Here is a 21,860-nt window from a genome sequence, read left to right as displayed (position 1 = left end):
TATTATAGCTTTTTTCTATTTTATATCAAAAACAGAATCATGTATAATAAAGAGTAATATGACTAAAATTAAAAAATGGTTGAATTCGGTATGGAAGAGTGCCGGATACAACCTGTGTAGAGATTCACATGGAAAATGAGAGGCAACTATGGAAGAACAGAAGCAGAGTACGAGCAGCAATTATTTTAAAGGATTATCCAGAAGGGATTATATCCAGAAAGCACATGAGATCATTCAGCAAGAAGGGATTCAGGCAGTATCTATCCGCAGGATTGCTAAGGAGATGGGGTGCTCATCAGCAAGTCTGTACAGGTACTTTGATAATGTGTCTGAACTTTTATACTATGCAGAACTCAGAATTTTAACCGGTTACATAGACAGGCTGAATGAGGCTGAGAAATCCTGGAAGAATATGTGGCAGGTATATGTAGGTGTGTGGGATTGTTATGCAACGGAGGCATTTCATAATCCGGAAGCATATAATCTGTTATTTTTTGAGTATAACAATGTAAAACTCAAAGAAGCAATGCGGGAATATTATGAAATGTTTCCGGAAGATATTGTAAATGTTAACCGCTTTTTCTACAATATGCTTCAGACACCAAGCTTTCTGGCACGTGATTTTGAGATGTGCAAGCGGTGTATCAATGTTGGTGGTATTACATATGACAATGCAGTAAAATTAAACCGGATGGTGTGCATGCTCTTTGAAGGCTATTTCAAAGATGTATATGAAAACGGGATAGAGGAAGAGCAGATTCCGGAACGTGTAAAACTGATGGTAGATGATGTAGATACGATCGTTATGGCTCTTGCCAACAATTTGAAAGGCTATAAAGGATACCGTAAATAAGGAAAAAACGCCGGTTTTTGGTTATTTTTAAATACAATCCTTGTTAAAAATTTAATTAAATTGCAATCCAAAAAAAACGTGGTAAAGTATATGTGAAAGTATCGAACACACGAAATAAGGAGGCAATTTAATGGACAATATGAAAGGCTTCGGCATGATGATTCAAGAGCTGAAGAAAAATCCAAAAACGATCGTTTTTACAGAAGGAACAGATGAGAGAATTCTTGAGGCAGCTTCCCGTCTTTTAGCAGGAAGCTTCCTTACACCAATTCTTGTTGGAAATAAAGAAGCAGTATTAGAAGCAGCTGAAAAGTATGGATACAACATCCGTGGCGGAGAGATCATTGATCCGGATGATTATGAGAGATTTGACGAGATGGTAGAACTGTTCTGCGAACTTCGTAAGAGCAAAGGTGTTACACCGGAGCAGGCAGCAAAGACACTTAAGAGAAACAACTATTTTGGAACCATGCTGGTTAAGATGGGAGTTGCAGATGCACTTCTTGGAGGAGCTACTTACTCTACAGCAGATACCGTACGTCCGGCACTTCAGCTGATCAAGACCAAACCGGGATCAAGCTGTGTATCTTCCTGCTTCATTTTGGTTCGTCCGTCAGCTACAGGTGAGAACGAAGTTCTTGCTATGGGTGACTGCGCGATTAATCTCAAACCAACAGAGGAGCAGCTTGCAGAAATCGCATGGGAAGTTGCAGAATGTGGTAAACACTTTGGTATCGATCCAAAGGTTGCATTCTTAAGCTACTCTACACTTGGATCTGGAAAGGGTGAAGATGTAGATAAGATGCGTAATGCAGCGGCAAAAGCAAAAGAACTGTATCCTTCACTTCCGATCGAAGGAGAGCTTCAGTTTGATGCAGCTGTATCTCCGCGTGTTGCAAGAACAAAATGCCCGAACAGTGAAGTAGCAGGTCAGGCAAATACATTTATCTTCCCGGATATCAACGCAGGTAACATCGGATATAAGATCGCACAGAGACTTGGTAACTTTGATGCATACGGACCGATCCTTCTTGGTCTTAATGCACCGATCAACGACCTGTCCCGTGGATGCAATGCAGAAGAAGTTTATTCTATGGCAATCATTACAGCAGCACTCGTAGAAGACTAAGAGTATTGACAAATATTCAGACGAAAATTATAATATAACAAACAAGGGCGTTTTCAAAATGGATTGAGAACGCCCTTTTTGTGGATACGATGAGCCAAGTGCAGATTTGTGCTTGCACAACGGATCTGCATTTGGCGAATGTACATCACCTGGCTGATAAGCGAGATAGTGTGAATACGCCATTTTATGAGTAGTAAAAACGGGAGGATTTGTATGAGTATGAAAAATTATACGAGAGAAGATATCCTGAATCTTGTCGAGGAAGAAGACGTGGGATTTATCAGGCTGCAGTTCACCGATATTTTCGGAACAATGAAGAATGTAGCGATTACAGTAAGCCAGCTTAAGAGAGCACTGGATAACAAATGTATGTTTGATGGATCTTCGATAGAAGGATTTGCCAGAATCGAAGAATCGGATATGTATCTGCACCCGGATCTGAATACATTTGAAATTTTCCCGTGGCGACCGCAGCAGGGAAAGGTTGCAAGATTTATCTGCGATATTTACAGACCGGATGGAACAGCTTACGAAAGCGATCCGAGACATGTTCTTAAGAAGGTACTTTCCGAGACAAAAGAGATGGGATATGACTTTAACGTAGGACCGGAATGCGAATTTTTCCTGTTTGAGACGGATGATGCGGGAAATCCGACGACGATTTCCAATGAACGTGCAGGATATTTTGATCTGGGACCTTTGGACCAGGGAGAGAATGCAAGACGTGATATTGTTCTTACAATGGAAGATATGGGGTACGGTGTGGAGGCGTCTCATCACGAGATGGCACCGGCACAGCATGAGATCGATCTGGAATATACAGAGGCGATGGATGCAGCAGACAATATCATGACATTTAAGCTTGTTACCAAAACAATCGCAAAAAGACACGGGCTTCATGCTACATTTATGCCAAAGCCAAAGGATGGTATCCATGGCTCAGGAATGCATCTGAATATGTCTCTGTCAAGAGACGGAAAGAATGTTTTTGCAGATGAAAAAGATCCGAATGGTCTGAGCCAGGAGGCTTACTATTTTATCGGCGGACTTATGAGACATATCAAAGCGATCAGCTTTATCACAAATCCGATCGTGAATTCCTATAAGAGGCTGGTTCCCGGATATGAGGCACCGGTATATATTGCCTGGTCAGCCAATAATCGGACTCCTCTGATCCGTATTCCACGGGTATCAGGGGAAAGCACAAGAGTTGAACTCAGAAGTCCGGATGGGGCAGCAAATCCATATCTGGCACTTGCCGTATGTCTGGCTGCCGGAATGGAAGGAATTAAAAACAAGATCCTGCCGCCGGAGAGTGTAGATGAGAATATTTACGAAATGACAGATGTGGTGAAAAATGCACTTGGAATTGAGGAGCTTCCGGCAAGCTTAAGAGAAGCAATCACAGAATTCCAGAAAGATCAGTTTATGCAGGAAGTACTGGGAGAAGAACTGTCACAGAAGCTGATCGAGTCAAAGCGTGCAGAATACAGAGAATACCGCACTCAGGTTACAGAATGGGAAATTAATGAGTACTTACAGAAATTCTAAAGAAACTTTCCAATTCTAAAGGCAGGAGGCTGGTATTATGAGCAGTATTATTGTTGTATTTCCAAAAAAGGAGATTGCAACCAATATTCGCAATATACTGGTACGAAATGGATTTGACGTGATTGGTGTGGGGGTAACCGGAGCACAGGCGGTTCAATTGGCAGATAATCTGGATGATGGAATTGTAGTTTGTGGTTATAAAATGAAAGATATGTTATATAATGAATTGAGAGATTATCTGCCGGGTACGATTGAGATGCTTTTGATCGCATCGCCGGAGAAATGCAGTGACAGGACGCCGGGAGTGATCAGCCTGTCGATGCCGTTTAAGGTATTTGATCTGATGAACACGATCGAGATGATGGCACAATCGATTGGCAGGCGGAGAAAGAAAAGAAGAGCAGAGCTTAAGAACCGGAATCCGGAGCAGCAGGCACTTGTAAAAGAGGCAAAGAGTCTTCTGATGGAACGTAATAATATGACGGAGGAAGAAGCGCATCGCTATCTGCAGAAATGTAGTATGGAGAGCGGTGTCAATATGGTGGAGACAGCTCAGATGGTACTTAGTATTATGGCGGAATAAAGGAGATTGAAGAGGCAGGATATATGATCTTTACAAAAATGCATGGTCTTGGAAATGATTATGTGTGTATAAACTGCTTCAGAGAAAGGGTGGAAGATCCACCTGGATTTGCAAGAGCGCTTTGTGACAGGCATTACGGGATCGGAGCGGATGGTCTGATTCTGATATGTCCGTCAAAGGTGTCTGATTTTAAAATGGAGATATACAATTCGGATGGATCTGTTGCCGGGATGTGCGGCAATGGCATCCGATGCCTGGGAAAATATGTATATGATTACAGACTTACCGGAAAGGAAACTCTCAGTATCGAGACGAAATCCGGAATTCGTAACATGCACCTTCATATTCAGGATGGGAAAGCCTGCGGTGCTATGGTAGATATGGGTGTTCCAAGACTGAACGCACATAGCATTCCAATCCTGAGTGAAAAGGATCTGGTGATCAATGATCCGATTGAGGTACAGAAGAAGAACTACCGCATGACCGGGATTTCGATGGGAAATCCGCATGCGGTAATCTTTTCAGAAGAGATAAACGGGATTTCTTTGGAAGAGACAGGAAGGGAGTTAGAATTTCATCCGAGATTTCCGGAGAGAGCAAATATCGAGTTTTGTCATGTGACTGCGAGGGACCGGATGGAGATCCGTGTGTGGGAGCGGGGTGTTGGTGAAACGCTTGCCTGCGGAACCGGAGCATGTGCAGCAGTTGTGGCTTCTGTGCTGAATGACTTGACAGATGAGGAAGTAATCGTTAAATTATTAGGTGGAGAGTTATCTGTCAGATGGGACCGTAAGGTGAATCATGTATTTTTGGAGGGGCCTGCGGTTAAAGTATTTGATGGTGTACTATAAAGATCAAATCACAAAGGAGACGACATATGTACAGTGTAAATGAAAACTACTTAAAGTTACCGGGAAGCTATCTGTTTTCCAATATTGCCAAAAAAGTTGCAGCGTTCTCAGCAGCGAATCCGGATGCACCGATCATCCGTTTGGGAATCGGTGATGTAACACAGCCGCTTGCACCTGCGATCATCGAAGCGCTTCACAGTGCAGTTGATGAGATGGCACACGCAGAGACATTCCACGGATATGCACCGGATCTTGGATATGAATTCTTAAGAAGCGCGATCGCAAAGAATGATTTCCAGGCAAGAGGATGTGATATTGCTGCAGATGAGATCTTTATCTCAGACGGAGCAAAGAGTGATTCTGGAAATATCCAGGAGATCTTTGGACCTGACTGCAGAATCGCAGTAGGAGACCCGGTATATCCTGTATATGTGGATACAAACGTAATGGCAGGACGTACCGGAACTTACGATCCAAAGACAGAAACATGGAGCAATGTAATCTACATGCCTTGTACAGCAGAAAATGGATTTGTACCGGAACTGCCAAAAGAAGTACCGGATATGATCTATTTATGCTTCCCGAACAATCCGACCGGAGCGGCTATCACAAAAGATGAACTCCAGAAATGGGTAGATTATGCAAATAAAAACGGGGCAGTGATCATTTATGATGCTGCATATGAAGCATATATCACAGAGGAAGATGTACCACACAGTATTTTTGAATGTGAAGGAGCAAGAACCTGTGCAATCGAACTTAGAAGTTTTTCTAAGAATGCCGGATTTACAGGAGTACGTCTTGGCGCAACAATCATTCCGAAAGATCTTAAGTGCGGAGATGTGATGCTTCATTCACTGTGGGCAAGACGTCACGGAACAAAATATAATGGAGCACCTTATATCGTACAGAAAGCCGGAGCTACTGTTTATACAGAGGCTGGAAAAGCACAGATTAAAGAGCAGATCGCATACTATCAGAAGAATGCAAGAACGATTTATGAAGGTCTGAAGAATGCCGGATACACGGTATCCGGAGCAGTGAACTCACCATATGTATGGTTAAAGACGCCGGATAACATGACTTCATGGGAATTCTTTGATTTCCTTCTTGAAAAAGCAAATGTAGTCGGAACTCCGGGATCAGGATTTGGACCGAGCGGGGAAGGATACTTCCGCCTGACAGCATTTGGAAGTTACGAGAATACGTTGGAAGCGATCAAGAGAATTGAGAATATTTAATTGAAAATTTGGCTGCAGGGACGGGCGTCGGATCACGGTGTGGATTTGGCGGTGGACTCTGGCGTGAACAGCCTGTAACATGAAAAGAAAGAGAAAAGTGTGATACCAGACTCATTCGACGGAAAATCTGATGATTTTCCATCTCAGGAGTCTTCGGAGTTTCGTACTTGGGGTACGAAATCCGATCACACTTTTCTCTTTTTTTCATTAACAGGCTGTAACACACCGCCATATACCGCCAAATCCACACCGTGATCCGACGCCCTGGGCGCTGCAGACAATTTAAAATGATACCTGGCTTTAAGCTTTATTCAACCGTTATGTGTGTCTATACCAAAACAAAATCACTCATAACATATAAGCCAGAACAAAAGTAAATATAATAAGAATGGATTTCAATTCTGAACAAACAATCCTTCCATCCACAGCGAGGCGCATCTATGATGCGCCAATGCGGAAGCTTTGAATAACGTAAGGGTGAAGCGGGGACGAGGTGACGGTTTCACGCCATTCGTAAGAGCCGTGCAGTCTGTTAATTTAATCGGGACGGAAATTGTGACCAGATTTCGTACTACAAGTACGGAATCTGAGGACTGCCTGAGCCGGAAAATCATTAGATTTTCCAGCGAATCAGTCCGGTGTCGCAACTTTCGTCCCGATTAAATTTTACAGAATGCAGGCGATGAAGACCGGCGTGAAACCGTCACCTCGTCCCTACTTCGCCCGTAACCTTATTCCAAACTTCCCCTAACCGGTATGAGACTCCGCTCCAATACCCCTTTCAGGTGAGCAATAGCGGTTCCGTAGTTCGTGATCGGTACGCCCTGATCTTCGGCGCATTTGAGGCGATACTGCATTTCGCGTTCGTTCAGGGTGCAGCCACCACAGTGAATAATGAGTTTATAAGGTGAGAGATCTACCGGGAATTCGGTCCCGCTTGTGAATTCAAAGTGCAGGTCTTTATTTCCGGTATGCTGGCGGATCCAGCGAGGAAGCTTCACTGTTCCAATGTCATCACATTGCCTGTGGTGGGTGCAGCCTTCACAGACGAGGATTTTGTCACCATCTTCCAACTTGTCCAGCATCTGTGCACCTTCGACCTGAAGCTTCAGATTTCCTTTGTATCTGGAAAGCAGGATGGAAAAAGAGGTCAGTGGAATATCTTCCGGTGTATCGGCAGACACTTTGGCAAATGCCTGGCTGTCGGTGATGACAAGGCGTGGCTTTTTGCCAAGAGACGAAAGTGTTTCCTTCAATTCTGTGTCACGGGTTACAATAGAGATTGCACCAGCCTCCAGTACATCGCGGATGGTCTGCTGCTGCGGGAGGATCAGACGTCCTTTTGGGGCGGCAGAGTCGATCGGGACGACCAGAACGACAAAATCATTTGGATTTAAAAGATCGCGGACGAGATATTTATCCTGATCTTCTTCCGGAGCCTGGCTTGCAATCAGTTCTTTTAATTCATGAACATGGTATCCGGTTACTGTGCTGACTTCGATACTGTTGGAAGCATCTATATGAAAAGAAGCATCCGGCATAGAATCCAGGTTCGGACAGACTGCGCTATTTTCAGCAGAAGAGCAGAGGTCAGATTTATTTTTTACCACAACGTAAGGGATCTTCTTATCCTGTATTTTCTTTAAGATGGATAAATCTTCTGGTGTCATGCCAAGAGAGGCATCGATTACCAGAACAGCGATATCTGTTTTGTTTAAAATCTGGTAGGCTTTTTTGACACGCAGTTCACCGAGTTCTCCGATGTCGTCAAGCCCCGGGGTGTCAATGATCACGACAGGTCCGAGGGGAAGAAGTTCCATTGCCTTTGGAACCGGATCGGTAGTTGTTCCGAGAACATCAGATACAATGGCAAGATTCTGTCCGGTGATAGCGTTGATGATGCTGGATTTTCCGGCATTTCTGCGACCGAAGATACCGATATGTACACGATCTGCAGAAGGGGTGCTGTTAAGACTCATAGTTTTTGTAATCTCCTTTTTTGTATTCTTTTTGCGCAGGAATTCCTTTGCAGTCAGTTTGAATCTGAAAATAGTGTAACACATATACTATAGAAAATCAATTTTGTGAAAATTTACTTAAAAGAAACATATAAAACTGGCAATTTTGGATAAAAGTTTCATTGACTAAAGTGTGAAAGTGCGGTAAAATAATCACAAGTTCATAAAGAACAGAACAGACAAGGATGTCGCATCAGATGCGGCATCCTTTTTGTATTTCAGAAAAGAAAGTAATCAGAAGTGCAAAGTAATTTCTCAAACAATCCCGGGAACGAGAGAGTGTCTGCGGACGGAAATGCAAGGGCGCATTACAAAAGAATTTGTGATGCGCCCTTACGTTTTCACTACACAGTTAAGGAGGATTATTATTATGAAAAAAAGATTAATAGCAGTTTTAATGTGTGCAGCAATGGTAACAGTACTTGGAGCAGGATGTGGAAGTAAAAAAGAAGATACAAAGGAAACCTCTGATACAAAGAAAGAATATACAGAAGACGAGCTGAAGGACAGCATGAAAGGTGTCAAACTGAAAGTCGGAACAACCGGACTTTTCGGACCATTTACATACTATGATGAGGACGGAAAGACGCTGATCGGATATGATGTTGATCTGTTAAATGATCTGCAGGAGCTTCTGGGATTCGAAATCGATGGTGGCCTCCAGGCAATGGATTATTCGGCACTTACTACTTCACTTGCTGAAAATAAACTGGACATCGGAGCAGCAGCACTTTGTGCAACAGATGAAAGAAAAGAAGTTATGGACTTCAGTGATATCTATTGTGATTCCGGTCAGGTCGTTATGGTAAATAAAAATGACGATAAAGGAATTAAGAGTGTTGATGATCTGAAGGATAAAAAAATAGCCGTTGAAAAGGGAACCGCATCTCATACTTATGCAAGCAAGAACCTTACAAGTGCAACGCTTGAAGTACATGACACGATCACAACTGCATATGAATCTTTGGAGCAGGGAAAAGTAGATGCTGTTATTCAGGATGGACCTGGAGCATATTTCTATATTAAGACAACACCGGACAGCAACCTGGAGGTAGTCGGGGATGAGTTTAATCAGGGCCAGGCACCGTATTGCGTAGCAATTTCTAAAGAATGCAAATATTATGATGAAATCAATGCAGCTGTAAAGGTACTGATTGATAATGGCACAACAGATGAACTCTATGCGAAATGGTGTGAATAATCAAAGAACAGACAGCAACTAAAAAGAAGATAGGATGAGATAGTATATGGATATGACTTTTTTGAATGTTTTACTTCCAATGATGTTTGAGGGATTAAAACTTACGATTTTAATTGCTGTTGTCGGTATCACAATTGGCTTCCTGATCGGAAGCCTCTGTGGATACCTGCTTCAGTCGAAATATAAAATAGGGAAAGCAATTGCAGAAGTTTACATTTGGATCATTCGTGCGACACCACTTATGGTGCAGGCTTTATACGGATATTTTGTAATTCCGAAGCTTTTGGGTGTCGATATTGGAAGCACTGCAGTGGGAATTGGCGTTATCGCACTGAATTCCGGTGCATTTATTTCAGAAATTGTAAAAGGTGCGTTGATGAGCATTGATCCGGGACAGAAAGAAGCAGGTGCATCACTTGGACTTACAAGTGCACAGACGATGATCCATCTGGTTATCCCACCGGCATTTAAAGCGGCACTTCCGGCATTATTTAACCAGTTTATCATTTCTGTTAAGGATACCGCACTTTTATCTGCGATTGCGGTTAATGAGATCACGCATCAGGCACAGGCGTATGCAGCGTTGAGCTTTAAAGCAATTCCTACATACACAGCACTGGCAGCGTTTTATCTGGTGATACTTTCGGTACTGATAATTGTCCAGAAACAGATAGAAAGGAAAATGAGGTGATTGGTATGATTAAAGTAAATCATTTGTCGAAGAAATTTGGGAACCTGGAGGTATTAAAGGATATCAATCTTGATATCAATGAAGGTGAAGTGGTCTGTATCATCGGACCTTCCGGATCGGGAAAGAGTACTTTCTTAAGATGCATCAATCAACTTGAAAGACCGACAGGCGGAACCGTACAGTATGAGGGAAAGAATCTTCTCGATAAGAATTGTGACATCCGCAAATTCCGTGAGGAAGTCGGAATGGTTTTCCAGAAATTCAATCTGTTTCCGCTTAAGACTGTTGTTCAGAATGTTATGATGGCACCAATCCTTACCAAACACATGAATAAGGAAGAAGCGCATGCAAAAGCACTGGAACTTCTGGATAAGGTAGGATTAAAGGATAAAGCGGATGTATATCCGAGTACACTTTCAGGTGGACAGCAGCAGAGAGTTGCCATTGCAAGAGCACTGGCAATGGAACCGAAAGCGTTGTTGTTTGATGAGCCGACATCGGCGCTGGACCCGGAACTGGTAGGAGATGTACTTGATGTTATGAAATCTCTTGCGAAAGAAGGAATGACGATGATCGTTGTAACACATGAAATGGGCTTTGCACGTGATGTGGCAGATCGGGTCATCTTTATGGCAGACGGATATGTTGTTGAAGAAGGCAGACCGGATGCAATTTTTACAGCACCAAGAGAGAGAAGGACGCAGTCATTCTTATCCCGTGTTCTTCCGGCAACTGCATAAATAAGACGTTTTGTAAAAATTATTGATATACTACTCATAAAGGGGCAGGTGAGAGCCTGCCCCAGTGTAAAAAAGATCAAGAAAATGAGTAAAATACTTCCATTGACTTTCCTATATCCGATTGTTAAAATAAGAAGAAAGCTAAAGAAGGGACCTTCGCCATACGGCGGAGGTGTTTTTGGCTTATAGAAAAATATAATTTCTATATTATGATGTAAGTGTCAAAAGTATCAATTGCGTTTGTGCTCGCACAAATAAACAATTGATACTTATTGACACTCACATCATATTATTAAAAAGCTGGAGATGGTGTGTACGGAGGCACCACTGTAAAAGGAGTGTAGAAAAGATGGAAAAGAAGAGGAGTAATTTTACCGGCTCGATCGGATTCGTGCTGGCGGCTGCGGGAAGTGCAGTCGGGTTGGGGAACATCTGGAGATTCCCGTATCTGGCAGCAAAAGGTGGAGGCGGAGTGTTTATTCTGTGCTATGTGGTACTGGCACTTACCTTTGGGTTTACGTTGCTGACAACAGAGATCGCGATCGGACGTAAGACAGGACAGAGTCCGCTTACTGCATATGAACAGATGCATAAAGGATGGGGAGGAATCGGTGTGCTTGCATGTGCAGTACCGGTTATCATTCTTCCGTATTATTGCTCGATTGGTGGATGGGTACTCAAATATTTGTCGGCATTTCTCACAGGTTATGGGACGCAGGCAGCAGAAGACGGATATTTTACAGGCTATATTACACAGGTCGGACAGCCGATCATATGGATGCTGATCTATGTGCTTATTACGGCAACGGTTGTTTATAAAGGAGTAAATAAAGGAATTGAAAAATACAGTAAGATTCTGATGCCGATCCTGTTTGTACTGATTGCGGGAATTTCTGTATTTTCCATTACCCTGAAACATACAAATGCAGATGGAGTGACAAGAACCGGTATGCAGGGACTGGCGATTTACCTGATCCCGAATTTTAGAGGGATGACGGTTAAAAGTTTCCTTTCGGTTGTGATGGATGCATTGGGACAGCTTTTCTTCTCAATCAGCGTGGCGATGGGAATTATGGTTACTTACGGATCCTATGCGAAGAAAGAGACCAATCTGATGAAGTCGATCAACCAGATTGAGTTTTTTGATACGCTTGTAGCGCTTCTGGCAGGACTTATGATCATTCCGGCTGTTTATACTTTTATGGGAACCGAAGGAATGTCTGCAGGACCGGGACTGATGTTTGTATCTCTGCCAAAAGTATTTAAAGCAATGGGGGCAGCAGGAGTGTTGGTAGGAATTGTATTCTTTCTGATGGTATCTTTTGCAGCGGTTACTTCTTCTGTATCTGTTATGGAGGCAATCGTATCAAGCATGATGGATAAATTCCATGTATCCAGAAAAAAAGGAACGATCCTGACTACTTTATATGGAATGATCGTTGGTGTGATCGTATGTCTTGGATACAACAAGCTTTATTTCGAACTGAAACTTCCGAACGGCGCGGTAGCGCAGATTCTGGACGTGATGGATTATATCAGCAATAACTGTCTGATGCCGATGGTGGCACTGCTTACCTGTATTCTGATTGGATGGGTTGTAAAACCAAAAGTGATCATCGATGAAGTGACACTTGGCGGATACAGGTTTGGCAGAGAAAAGCTTTATGTTGCAATGATCAAGGTAATTGCACCGTTGATGCTTCTGATTCTTTTAGTGCAGTCCGTAGGATTATAAAAAGAAAATTTCAGAAAAGGCTTGACATTTAGTGGAAAATAAATTATTGTAAGTTATAGATTTTGGTGTGTAACTGTACGGCAGGCATTAACCATACATAGATATTATTTTGATATTTGTGTGGGGTTAGTGCCTTTTTTGCGTCAAAAATTCGGATAAAAGGCTTCCACGAAAGAAAATAATATCATAGGCATAAGCCAGGTAATTAAAATTTCTTGAGGAAAAGGAGTACATGCAATGAAAGACAAAATTTTTGGCGTATTGCAGCGAGTAGGAAGATCCTTCATGCTTCCAATCGCAATTCTTCCGGTAGCGGGTCTGCTGCTGGGATTCGGTAGCTCGTTTACCAATGCTACCACAATCCAGACTTATGGTCTGGAGAAAATTTTAGGAGACGGAACTATCCTGAATTCGTTACTCATTATCATGAACAAAGTAGGAAGTGCTGTATTTGACAACCTGCCACTGATTTTCGCGGTTGGAGTTGCAATCGGTATGGCAAAGAAAGAAAAAGAAGTAGCGGCACTTTCTGCATTGATCGCATTCTTTGTTATGAATGTTGCAATCAATGCAATGCTTGTGATCACAGGAGAGATTACCGCAGATGGAACGATCGCTTCGAATGTACTGGAAGGAACCATCACTTCTGTTTGCGGAATCCAGTCCTTACAGATGGGTGTGTTTGGTGGTATTATTGTAGGACTTGGTGTTGCTGCTCTGCATAACCGTTTTCACAAAATCGTTCTTCCAAATGCGTTATCATTCTTCGGAGGGTCCAGATTTGTTCCGATCATTTCTACACTGGTGTACATGTTTGTCGGGATTGGAATGTATTTTGCCTGGCCGGTTGTACAGAATGGAATTTATGCACTTGGCGGACTGGTAACCGGAAGCGGATATCTGGGAACCCTGATTTTTGGTATTATTAAGAGAGCTTTGATTCCGTTTGGACTTCATCACGTATTTTACATGCCATTCTGGCAGACAGCAGTCGGTGGAACAATGGAAGTTGCGGGACAGATGGTACAGGGAGGACAGAACATCTTCTTTGCACAGCTTGCTGATTCTGCAAATATCGCACATTTCAGCGCAGATGCGACCAGATATTTCTCAGGTGAATTTATCTTTATGATCTTCGGACTTCCGGGAGCGGCACTTGCGATGTACCGCTGTGCAAAACCGGAAAAGAAAAAACAGGCAGGAGGACTTCTCCTTTCTGCAACACTTGCCTGCATGATGACGGGTATTACAGAGCCACTGGAATTCTCATTTCTTTTTGTTGCACCGGCACTTTTTGCTGTACAGGTAGTGCTTGCAGGTTCTGCTTACATGATCGCACATATCCTGAATGTAGCAGTAGGACTTACCTTCTCTGGTGGTTTTCTGGATCTGTTCCTTTTCGGTATCCTGCAGGGAAATGCAAAGACAAGCTGGCTTCGGATCATTCCGGTTGGAATTATTTATTTCTTCCTGTATTATTTTATCTTCAGTTTCCTGATCAAAAAGTTTAACTTCAAGACACCGGGACGTGAAGATGATGATACAGAGACAAAATTATATACAAAGGCAGATGTAAATGCCAGAAAAGAAGCAGGAAAAGAAACAGCAGGGAATACAGGGACCGCAGATCCGGTAAGTGAGGCAATCACACAGGGACTTGGCGGAAAGAAAAATATCAGTGATGTGGATTGTTGTGCAACAAGACTTCGTATCACAGTTCATGACGCAGCCCGCGTAAATGATGAGATCATCAAGACAACAGGTTCCAGAGGAATCGTGAAAAAGGGACAGGGTGTCCAGATCATTTATGGTCCACAGGTAACTGTGATTAAGTCTAAACTGGAAGATTATCTGGAAACAGCTCCGGATGAATATTATGAGAGCGCTGCTGTGTCAGAAGAGAATTCAGCTGAAGAAAATACAGATACTGTAAATGAAAATAATGAAACCCAGGAAAAAGTGGTAAATACAATTGTTGTATCCAGTCCGATCACCGGTATGGCAGGCGATATTACAACCTGTCCGGATGAAGGATTTGCAGGAAAAATGATGGGTGACGGAGCTGTTGTTACACCGGAAGATGCTGTGATCTGCGCACCGGAAGATGGAGAAGTGCTTTTCGTATTTGAAACAAAGCATGCACTTGGGTTCCAGACAGAAAGCGGACTTGGCATGCTGCTTCACATCGGTATTGATACCGTATCTCTGAACGGTGAAGGATTTGAAGTATTTGTAGAAAATGGTCAGAAAGTGAAGAAGGGGGATCCGCTTATGAAGATCGATATTCCATTCCTGACTTCGCATGCACCGTCTCTTTGTTCACCGGTACTTTGTACAGAACTGGAAGAGAATCAGAGAGTACGTCTCCTTGCGACGGGAGAAGTTAAAGCCGGCGATCCACTATTTGCCGTAGATACAGTAGAATAGAACAGCGAAAGCTGTTTTAATAATGGCGGTGCTTTGGCAAGCAAAACGCTGTCAAAAAAGTAAACTAAAAATGAAAGAAAAAGACGAGGAGAATTTATCATGAAAGAATTTAAGTATGTAGTAACAGATACACAGGGAATCCACGCAAGACCGGCAGGAATTCTGGTAAAAGCAATTGCGAAAAAAACTTCAGATATTAAGATCAAAAAAGCAGGAGATACACGTGAAGTCAATGCAAAGAGCATTATGGCAGTTATGAGTCTTGGTGTAAAAAAAGGAAATGAGGTTATCATCACAGCTGAAGGCGAAGACGAAGAAGAAGCAATCGCCGAAATCCAGAAAGTATTAGAGGAGAATCTGTAGGATTATGATTACACTAAGTGGTAAAAGTGTTTTTGGTGGCGTAGCCATCGGGAAGATTGCTTTCTATAAAAGACAGGAAAAGCAGGTAAGACGGTATCATGTAGAGGATACCGAAGCAGAGGTGGCACGTTTTGAGGATGCTCAGGAGACTGCGATCGCACAGCTCGGTGAGTTGTATGACAAGGCAATGGAAGATGTAGGAGAAGCCAATGCGGCAATTTTTGAAGTACATCAGATGATGCTGATGGATCTGGATTATGTGGATTCGATTAAGAATATTATTACCACCCAGGAAGTCAACGCAGAGTATGCTGTTGCGACGACAGGAGATAACTTCTCCCGGATGTTTGCATCTATGGATGATGCTTACATGCAGGGACGTGCGGCCGATGTAAAAGATGTATCGGACCGACTTCTCGGTATCCTTTCGGATGCCGGGGAAAGCGGTGTTGTGGCAGACGAACCGGTGATCGTGGCAGCAGATGATCTGGTACCGAGTGAGACTGTTCAGCTCGACAAGTCCAAAGTGCTTGCATTTGCAACCATGTACGGATCAGCAAATTCCCATACGGCAATCCTTGCAAGGACCATGAACATCCCGGCCGTTATTGGTTTGGGAGAAGGGCTTGCAAAAGAATATGACGGACATATGGCAGCCATCGACGGCTTTACCGGGACCATCTACATTGATCCGGATGAAGAGACCATGAAGTGAAAAGCGCGAAGAAGACCGCAGACAGAAAACACTTCTGGAAGAACTGAAGGGCAAAGAGAATGTCACCCTTTCCGGACAGAAGATCAATGTCTATGCGAATATCGGTAATCTTTCCGATGTGGGCGCCGTACTTAAAAATGATGCAGGAGGGATCGGACTTTTCCGAAGCGAATTCCTGTATCTGGAAAGCGAAGATTTCCCGACCGAAGAACAGCAGTTCCAGGTATACAAACAGGTTGCAGAAAATATGGCAGGCAAAAAGGTCATTATCCGTACCCTGGATATCGGAGCAGACAAGCAGGTGGATTACTTTGGACTTGACAAAGAAGAGAACCCGGCACTGGGATACCGGGCAATCCGTATCTGCCTGACAAGACCGGAGATCTTCAAGACCCAGCTTCGTGCCTTGTACCGGGCATCTGCTTACGGACAGATCGCCATTATGTTCCCGATGATCATTTCGGTAAAAGAAGTGAAGCAGATCAAGGTGATCATCGAAGAGGTCAAAGAAGAGCTTCGTGAGGCAAAGATCCCGTTCCGTGAGGATGTGGAACTGGGAATCATGATTGAGACACCGGCTGCCGTTATGATGAGCCGTGAGCTTGCAAAAGAAGTGGATTTCTTCAGCGTAGGGACCAATGATCTGACCCAGTACACGTTGGCAATTGACCGTCAGAACCAGAAGCTGGATGCCTTCTACGATCCGCACCACCCGGCAGTCCTTGCAATGATCCGCATGGCAGCCGAAAATGCCCACGCAGAAGGCAAATGGATCGGAATCTGCGGCGAACTCGGAGCTGACCTCGAACTGACCGAAGAATTCTTAAGCATGGGATTAGACGAATTATCCGTATCCCCTGCAATGGTACTTCCGCTCAGAAAGAAGATCCGGGAAACCAAATAAAATCTATTCACAGATTTTGTGATAATCACATCAAAAACATCAAACAAACTTACGGGGCTAAGCACGATCCATCGTGCAACAGCCCCGTTCTGCTTTTATTTGTTTTTTGCGGAAGCTATTTCACACCCGTCAGAAAACAGCCAAATTTGCGTTCCCTTTTTCTCAACCTTTTTTTGACTTTCCCCTCATTCTCTGCTAGGATAAAATCAGAACTTAAAACTCGTCTTCGGGGGAATCAGATATGTACAGAGTAAGCAAAATTTTGAATAATAATGGCGTGATCGCAATCAATACAGAGGATAACCAGGAATACGTCCTTCTCGGTAAAGGAATTGGCTTTGGAAAGAAGGTCAGTCAGCGTTTTGAAGTGACAGAAGATACAGCAACTTACCGCCTGACCGAACAGACAGACAGAGGATCTGCCAAATCTCTGGTGCAGGAGATGGATCCGGAATTTCTGGAAATCGCAGATGAGGTGATCCGGGAAGCAGAAAAAGTTTTTGGGAAAGTAGACCGCCGGATCATGATCCCGCTGGCAGATCATATCTCCTTTGCTGTTTCGCGAATCCGGAATCAGGAGCAGATCAGCAATCCACTGACAGATGATATCAGAGTACTTTTTCATAATGAATTTCAAGCAGCATCCGTGCTCAGAGATATTTTGCAGAAGAGAATGCAGATCACGATCGATGAGCATGAAATCGGATACGTGGCACTTCACATTCATTCAGCAATCGAGGATGAAAAAGTGTCTGTGGCAATGCAGACGGCCCGTGCAGTGAGAGAATGTATTGAGATGATCGAAAAAGAAACAGGAAAAAAGATCGATGTGATCTCGCTTTCCTATAATCGTCTGATGAACCATATCAAATATATGGTAGCACGTGCTATGACGGGGGAGGATCTTCGTATCAATATGAATGAATATATAGAATCCAAATTTCCGGAAGCGTATATGACTGCAAAAAAAGTCTGCGATATGCTCGGAAAGAGTATTGGAAAAGAACTTGATGAGATGGAAATCGGGTATCTGGCAATGCATATCGAACGAATCTACAGTGAAGAAATAAAGGCATAACAGAGGAACCGGCTTTTGCCAAAAGATTGACACTACGGGGAAACAAATGGTATAATCGAACCAAAGTTTAAACACTAGTCTAAGGAGAAAGGTTGGTACGGTAATGGCTACAAAAGAACAGATGGAAAAGGTGAAGGATATTGTTATGAAACTCCGTTATCTGGAGTGTATGGATAATATCATTTACTATGACAGATGGAATAACTGCCCGAAGGACGGATTTGATTATGAAGGGAAAGTCGGAGCATATCTGACAGAGCTTTCTAATGAGAAACTGACAAGCAAAGAGATAAAAGAACTGGTAGAGTCACTGGAAGGAGAGACAGCTTTTGAGTCAGATACAGACAAAGGTATGGTACGTTATCTGATCGGAAAATATAAAGAAGCAGTACAGATTCCGGCAAGCCTGCAGGGAGAATTGAATCAGGCAAATGCAGATGGACAGCTGGCATGGGGAAAATGCTATGAGGCAGATGATTTTGAAAGCTTTAAGCCGGTACTGAAAAAACAGTTTGATTTACAGGAGAAGATAGCAACAGCGATCAATCCGGATGAAAAACCATATCAGGTTCTGGTGAACCGGTTTGATAAGGATTATCGTCTGGAAGAGATTGATGCAATTTTGGCAAAAATCAAAGATGCTGTCTGCGAAATTTTAAATGCGGTAAGAGAAGAACAGAGTAAGATTGATGATTCCATTCTGGAATGTGAAGCAGATCATGATACAGTACTTCGTATTGTGAAGAAAGCGCAGGAGATTCTGGGACTTGATAAAGATAAGAGTACTTTATTTGAGATCCATCATCCGGTATGTGTCTGCACCGGACCTCGTGATTCCAGACCATCCACAAACTGTGATGAGCTGATCCATGCGATTCTGGCAGTGGTTCATGAGACCGGACACGGACTCTATAATTATAATGCGAACGATGAGGTTGCAGAAAGCGGACTCTGGGGCGGAATTGAAGGTGCAATGCATGAATCTCAGTCCAGATTCTACGAGAATCATGTAGGAAGAACCAGAGAATTCTGGGAGAACCTGTACCCATATCTGCAGCAGGAAGTTTCAAAATACAAAGAGATTTCTCTGGATACATTCCTTGCGGCACTCAATAAAGTAAAACCGGGACTGATCCGTCTGAAAGCAGATGAGCTTACCAATACCCTGCATATCATCATCCGTTACGAAATTGAAAAAGAATATTTTGATGGAAAACTGACAGTGGATACAATTGAAGAAGCATGGAACAGAAAATATCAGGAATATCTGGGATTTATGCCAAAGAATCATCAGGAAGGAATCCTGCAGGATGTGCACTGGGCTTCCGGATGTGTAGGATATTTCCAGGGATATGCACTTGGAGATGCTTACGCTGCACAGTTTGCTCATAAGCTTCTTACTGATTGTCCGGATGCATTTGAAAAGTTGGAAAAGGGAGACTCATCTGCAATTGGAAACTGGTTAAAAGAACATATTCACCAGTACGGACAGACCTATTCTGCGCGTGAGATGCTCAAAAAAGCAACAGGAGAAGAGCTGAATACCGATTATTATATTGAATATCTGAAAGAAAAATATTTACACTAAGCGCAGGAGGATTGACAAATGAATAAGGAATTTTACGCAGGAAATCGTAAGAGCCTGTATCAGAAACTTGAAGCGGGATCTTTGGTGGTTGTATTCAGCGGACATGCACCGATCAAGACCAATGATGAGAATTATCCGTTTTTTACAAATCGTAACTTCTTGTATCTGACAGGAATCGAGCAGGAAAATATTGTACTGATGGCTTATGTCGGAGAGGGAACAATTGAAGAAACTCTGTATATTCTTCCTCCGGATGCATTTGCAGAACGCTGGACCGGAAGACGTATAAAAGAAGAGGAAGCAGAAGAACTTTCAGGAATCACGAATTACAAATATGTGGCAGCATTCCAGAATGATCTTTCCAGACAATTATTTTCTGGCAATGTAAAGAAAGTTTATCTTGATTTTGACAAGGTTTATGAAAATACGCCGGCGGTAGAAGCATGCCGTCTTGGTAATTATCTGAAAGAACATGCTCCGTTTGTTGGATTTGGCAACCTTCATCCGATTATGAAGCAGCTTCGCCTGATCAAGAAACCATGCGAGATCGAGGCGATGAAGAAAGCGGAAACGATCACAAAGGCCGGAATCGAAGCAATGATGAAAGCATCTAAACCGGGAATGTACGAATACCAGTATAAAGCAGAATTTGATTATGCACTGGCTCAGAGGGGAGTGCTTTCACCAGGATTTCCGTCTATTATTTCCTCAGGAAAGAACAACTTTAAAATTCATTATTATGATTATCGCGGACAGGCACAGGATGGAGATATGATCCTGAATGACGTTGGTGCTGTATGGGATTATGAGATCAACGATGTATCCAGGGCATTTCCGTGCAATGGAAGATTTAATGACCGTCAGAAACTGCTTTATGAGTGCATTTACAATACTTCAGAATATATGTTCAGTACACTGAAACCAGGTGTACCGCTTCTGGATGTGGATAAGATCATCCGCAAATACACATTTGAACAGTTAAAAGAAGCTGGAATATGCAAAAATTTTGAAGATATTGGAACTTATATGTGGCACGGTGGAGCACATCATGTTGGATTTGATGTACATGACGTGGTAGAAGGAAGCGGACTTGCTGTACCGGGTGTTGTATTCTGTGTAGATATCGGTGTTTATCATGAAGAATGGGGCATTGGATTCCGCCTGGAAGATAACTGCCTGATCACAGAAGACGGATGTGAAAATCTGTCAAGAGCAATCCCGAGACAAATCGATGAGATTGAAGCGTTTATGGGACGCAGATAAATAGAAAACAGGAAAAGAGGGAGCTGTATAGAAAATTACGGTTCCCTTTTTCTGAAATACGGAGAGCCAGGATATGGAAAATAGAAAATCACGGAAAAGTACATTTCTTTATATAATACTTTTAACTTTATGTGTACCACTTGCATATGTATATTTTATTCTTGTTACGAGACTGCTGGATAAAATCCCGGAGGGGCATATAGGATTAACGTTGGTGATTGTGTTTCTTCCACTGCTTTTTTATTGGGGACTTGTGGCAGCTGTGGGAATCATAAATATTGGACAGTCATTTAAAATATACAAAACGGGGAATCTGATTGAATGCGTGAACCGTATGCTGATCCATAAATATGGGCTGGTTGTCTTTTTCTGTGTGAATTTTCTGGTTCTGTTCATTTATTATTTTTTCGTAAGTATGGCAGTGCTGGTAGGAAGCAGGGGAGCCGCGATAATCTTTGCTCCGGTATTGCTGCCGTGGCTGATTGCAGCAGTCGTTTTTTCGGCTGTTGCGACATGGCTTGCTATTTTACCGGGAAGCTTTTATGGAATCCAGGTAATCCGTATGACCTACAAAAGTGGGAAAATAGGATTTGCCGAGGCAGTTGTACATACGGTATTCCAGTTTTTCTTTCTGTTTGATGTATTGGATGCAATGTATCTTGCAACGGGAAAATGGGGAAGAGGAAAAAAGAGTTCTGTAATTATTGGGTGTGTGTATCTGTTTGCGGTTTTTGCAACCGTATATCTGATAATTAAAATGCAATCGATGTTTTAAAATGTAAGCAGTTGTATCAAAGTGTTGGTATGGCTGCTTTTTGTAAATGTGAAATGAAAAAAGAAATGGAAAGGCAAATGGAAGGGGATGTTCAGCCGCGCCATTCGCAAAAGCATGTTGAATTGATGTCAGAATATTCTGAATTGCGCAAAAT

17 protein-coding genes and 1 pseudogene are annotated in these 21,860 nt (G+C 42.8%); 17 read left to right on the top strand and 1 reads right to left on the bottom strand.

The features are described 5' to 3' along the window. Positions 1–148: 148 nt before the first annotated feature. From PGZ10_RS14405 to PGZ10_RS14380, 6 genes are all read left to right on the top strand, one after another. Complete coding sequence (locus PGZ10_RS14405) at positions 149–853, top strand: TetR/AcrR family transcriptional regulator (RefSeq protein WP_008368506.1); 705 nt, start codon at positions 149–151, stop codon at positions 851–853. Between the two features lie 139 nt (positions 854–992). Next, entirely contained in the window at positions 993–1,982 is a 990-nt protein-coding gene (gene pta, locus PGZ10_RS14400) for a phosphate acetyltransferase (protein WP_195250569.1), read from the top strand. A gap of 219 nt (positions 1,983–2,201) precedes the next feature. Next, positions 2,202–3,533: a type I glutamate--ammonia ligase gene (glnA, locus tag PGZ10_RS14395; RefSeq protein ID WP_118199607.1), complete on the top strand. Its 1,332-nt coding sequence runs from the start codon at positions 2,202–2,204 to the stop codon at positions 3,531–3,533. Between the two features lie 37 nt (positions 3,534–3,570). Then, positions 3,571–4,116 (top strand): ANTAR domain-containing response regulator, encoded by a 546-nt coding sequence (locus PGZ10_RS14390; RefSeq protein WP_118199599.1) that lies wholly within the window; start codon positions 3,571–3,573, stop codon positions 4,114–4,116. 23 nt (positions 4,117–4,139) lie between these two features. Further along, positions 4,140–4,967, top strand: coding sequence for a diaminopimelate epimerase (gene dapF / locus PGZ10_RS14385; protein ID WP_117559128.1), 828 nt, complete (start codon positions 4,140–4,142; stop codon positions 4,965–4,967). A gap of 26 nt (positions 4,968–4,993) precedes the next feature. Then, positions 4,994–6,208, top strand: a complete 1,215-nt coding sequence (locus tag PGZ10_RS14380) for an LL-diaminopimelate aminotransferase (RefSeq protein WP_270541695.1) — start codon at positions 4,994–4,996, stop codon at positions 6,206–6,208. 731 nt (positions 6,209–6,939) lie between these two features. Here the strand turns inward: PGZ10_RS14380 and hydF are convergent. Continuing rightward, positions 6,940–8,187 (bottom strand): [FeFe] hydrogenase H-cluster maturation GTPase HydF, encoded by a 1,248-nt coding sequence (hydF, locus tag PGZ10_RS14375; protein WP_117836251.1) that lies wholly within the window; start codon positions 8,185–8,187, stop codon positions 6,940–6,942. Between the two features lie 409 nt (positions 8,188–8,596). Here hydF and PGZ10_RS14370 point away from each other — a divergent pair, with 409 nt between their 5' ends. The 11 genes and pseudogenes from PGZ10_RS14370 to PGZ10_RS14320 all read left to right on the top strand — a co-directional run bounded on the left by PGZ10_RS14370 (position 8,597) and on the right by PGZ10_RS14320 (position 21,706). Beyond that, positions 8,597–9,427 (top strand): transporter substrate-binding domain-containing protein, encoded by an 831-nt coding sequence (locus PGZ10_RS14370; RefSeq protein WP_055249341.1) that lies wholly within the window; start codon positions 8,597–8,599, stop codon positions 9,425–9,427. Between the two features lie 46 nt (positions 9,428–9,473). Then, the gene (locus tag PGZ10_RS14365; RefSeq protein WP_008368496.1) at positions 9,474–10,118 is read left to right on the top strand and encodes an amino acid ABC transporter permease; all 645 of its coding nucleotides are present in this window, start codon (positions 9,474–9,476) and stop codon (positions 10,116–10,118) included. Next, on the top strand, positions 10,115–10,858 hold the full coding sequence (locus PGZ10_RS14360; RefSeq protein WP_373143560.1) for an amino acid ABC transporter ATP-binding protein: 744 nt from the start codon (positions 10,115–10,117) through the stop codon (positions 10,856–10,858). The genes PGZ10_RS14365 and PGZ10_RS14360 overlap by 4 nt, the downstream gene beginning before the upstream one ends. A 349-nt stretch (positions 10,859–11,207) precedes the next feature. Then, positions 11,208–12,593, top strand: coding sequence for a sodium-dependent transporter (locus tag PGZ10_RS14355; protein ID WP_270541694.1), 1,386 nt, complete (start codon positions 11,208–11,210; stop codon positions 12,591–12,593). A gap of 237 nt (positions 12,594–12,830) precedes the next feature. Continuing rightward, entirely contained in the window at positions 12,831–15,020 is a 2,190-nt protein-coding gene (locus PGZ10_RS14350; protein ID WP_117836346.1) for a PTS transporter subunit IIABC, read from the top strand. 99 nt (positions 15,021–15,119) lie between these two features. Continuing rightward, positions 15,120–15,383 (top strand): HPr family phosphocarrier protein, encoded by a 264-nt coding sequence (locus tag PGZ10_RS14345; RefSeq protein WP_270541693.1) that lies wholly within the window; start codon positions 15,120–15,122, stop codon positions 15,381–15,383. A gap of 4 nt (positions 15,384–15,387) precedes the next feature. Then, positions 15,388–17,002 (top strand): annotated as a pseudogene (gene ptsP / locus PGZ10_RS16885) (phosphoenolpyruvate--protein phosphotransferase). Between the two features lie 241 nt (positions 17,003–17,243). Next, positions 17,244–18,080 carry a PRD domain-containing protein gene (locus PGZ10_RS14335; protein ID WP_008368484.1) on the top strand — a complete coding sequence of 279 codons (837 nt, stop codon included), beginning with the start codon at positions 17,244–17,246 and terminating at the stop codon, positions 18,078–18,080. A gap of 103 nt (positions 18,081–18,183) precedes the next feature. Next, on the top strand, positions 18,184–19,668 hold the full coding sequence (locus PGZ10_RS14330) for a carboxypeptidase M32 (RefSeq protein WP_270541692.1): 1,485 nt from the start codon (positions 18,184–18,186) through the stop codon (positions 19,666–19,668). Between the two features lie 18 nt (positions 19,669–19,686). Further along, a complete protein-coding gene (locus PGZ10_RS14325) occupies positions 19,687–20,931 on the top strand; it encodes an aminopeptidase P N-terminal domain-containing protein (RefSeq protein ID WP_270541691.1) in 1,245 nt (414 codons plus the stop codon). A gap of 73 nt (positions 20,932–21,004) precedes the next feature. After that, the gene (locus tag PGZ10_RS14320; RefSeq protein ID WP_117559113.1) at positions 21,005–21,706 is read left to right on the top strand and encodes a hypothetical protein; all 702 of its coding nucleotides are present in this window, start codon (positions 21,005–21,007) and stop codon (positions 21,704–21,706) included. Positions 21,707–21,860 lie beyond the last annotated feature (154 nt).

It is taken from the genome of Coprococcus sp. AF102-57 (assembly GCF_027686195.1).
In the GTDB taxonomy this organism is placed as follows: domain Bacteria; phylum Bacillota; class Clostridia; order Lachnospirales; family Lachnospiraceae; genus Allocoprococcus; species Allocoprococcus comes.
This window is presented reverse-complemented; position numbering and strand designations above follow the sequence as displayed.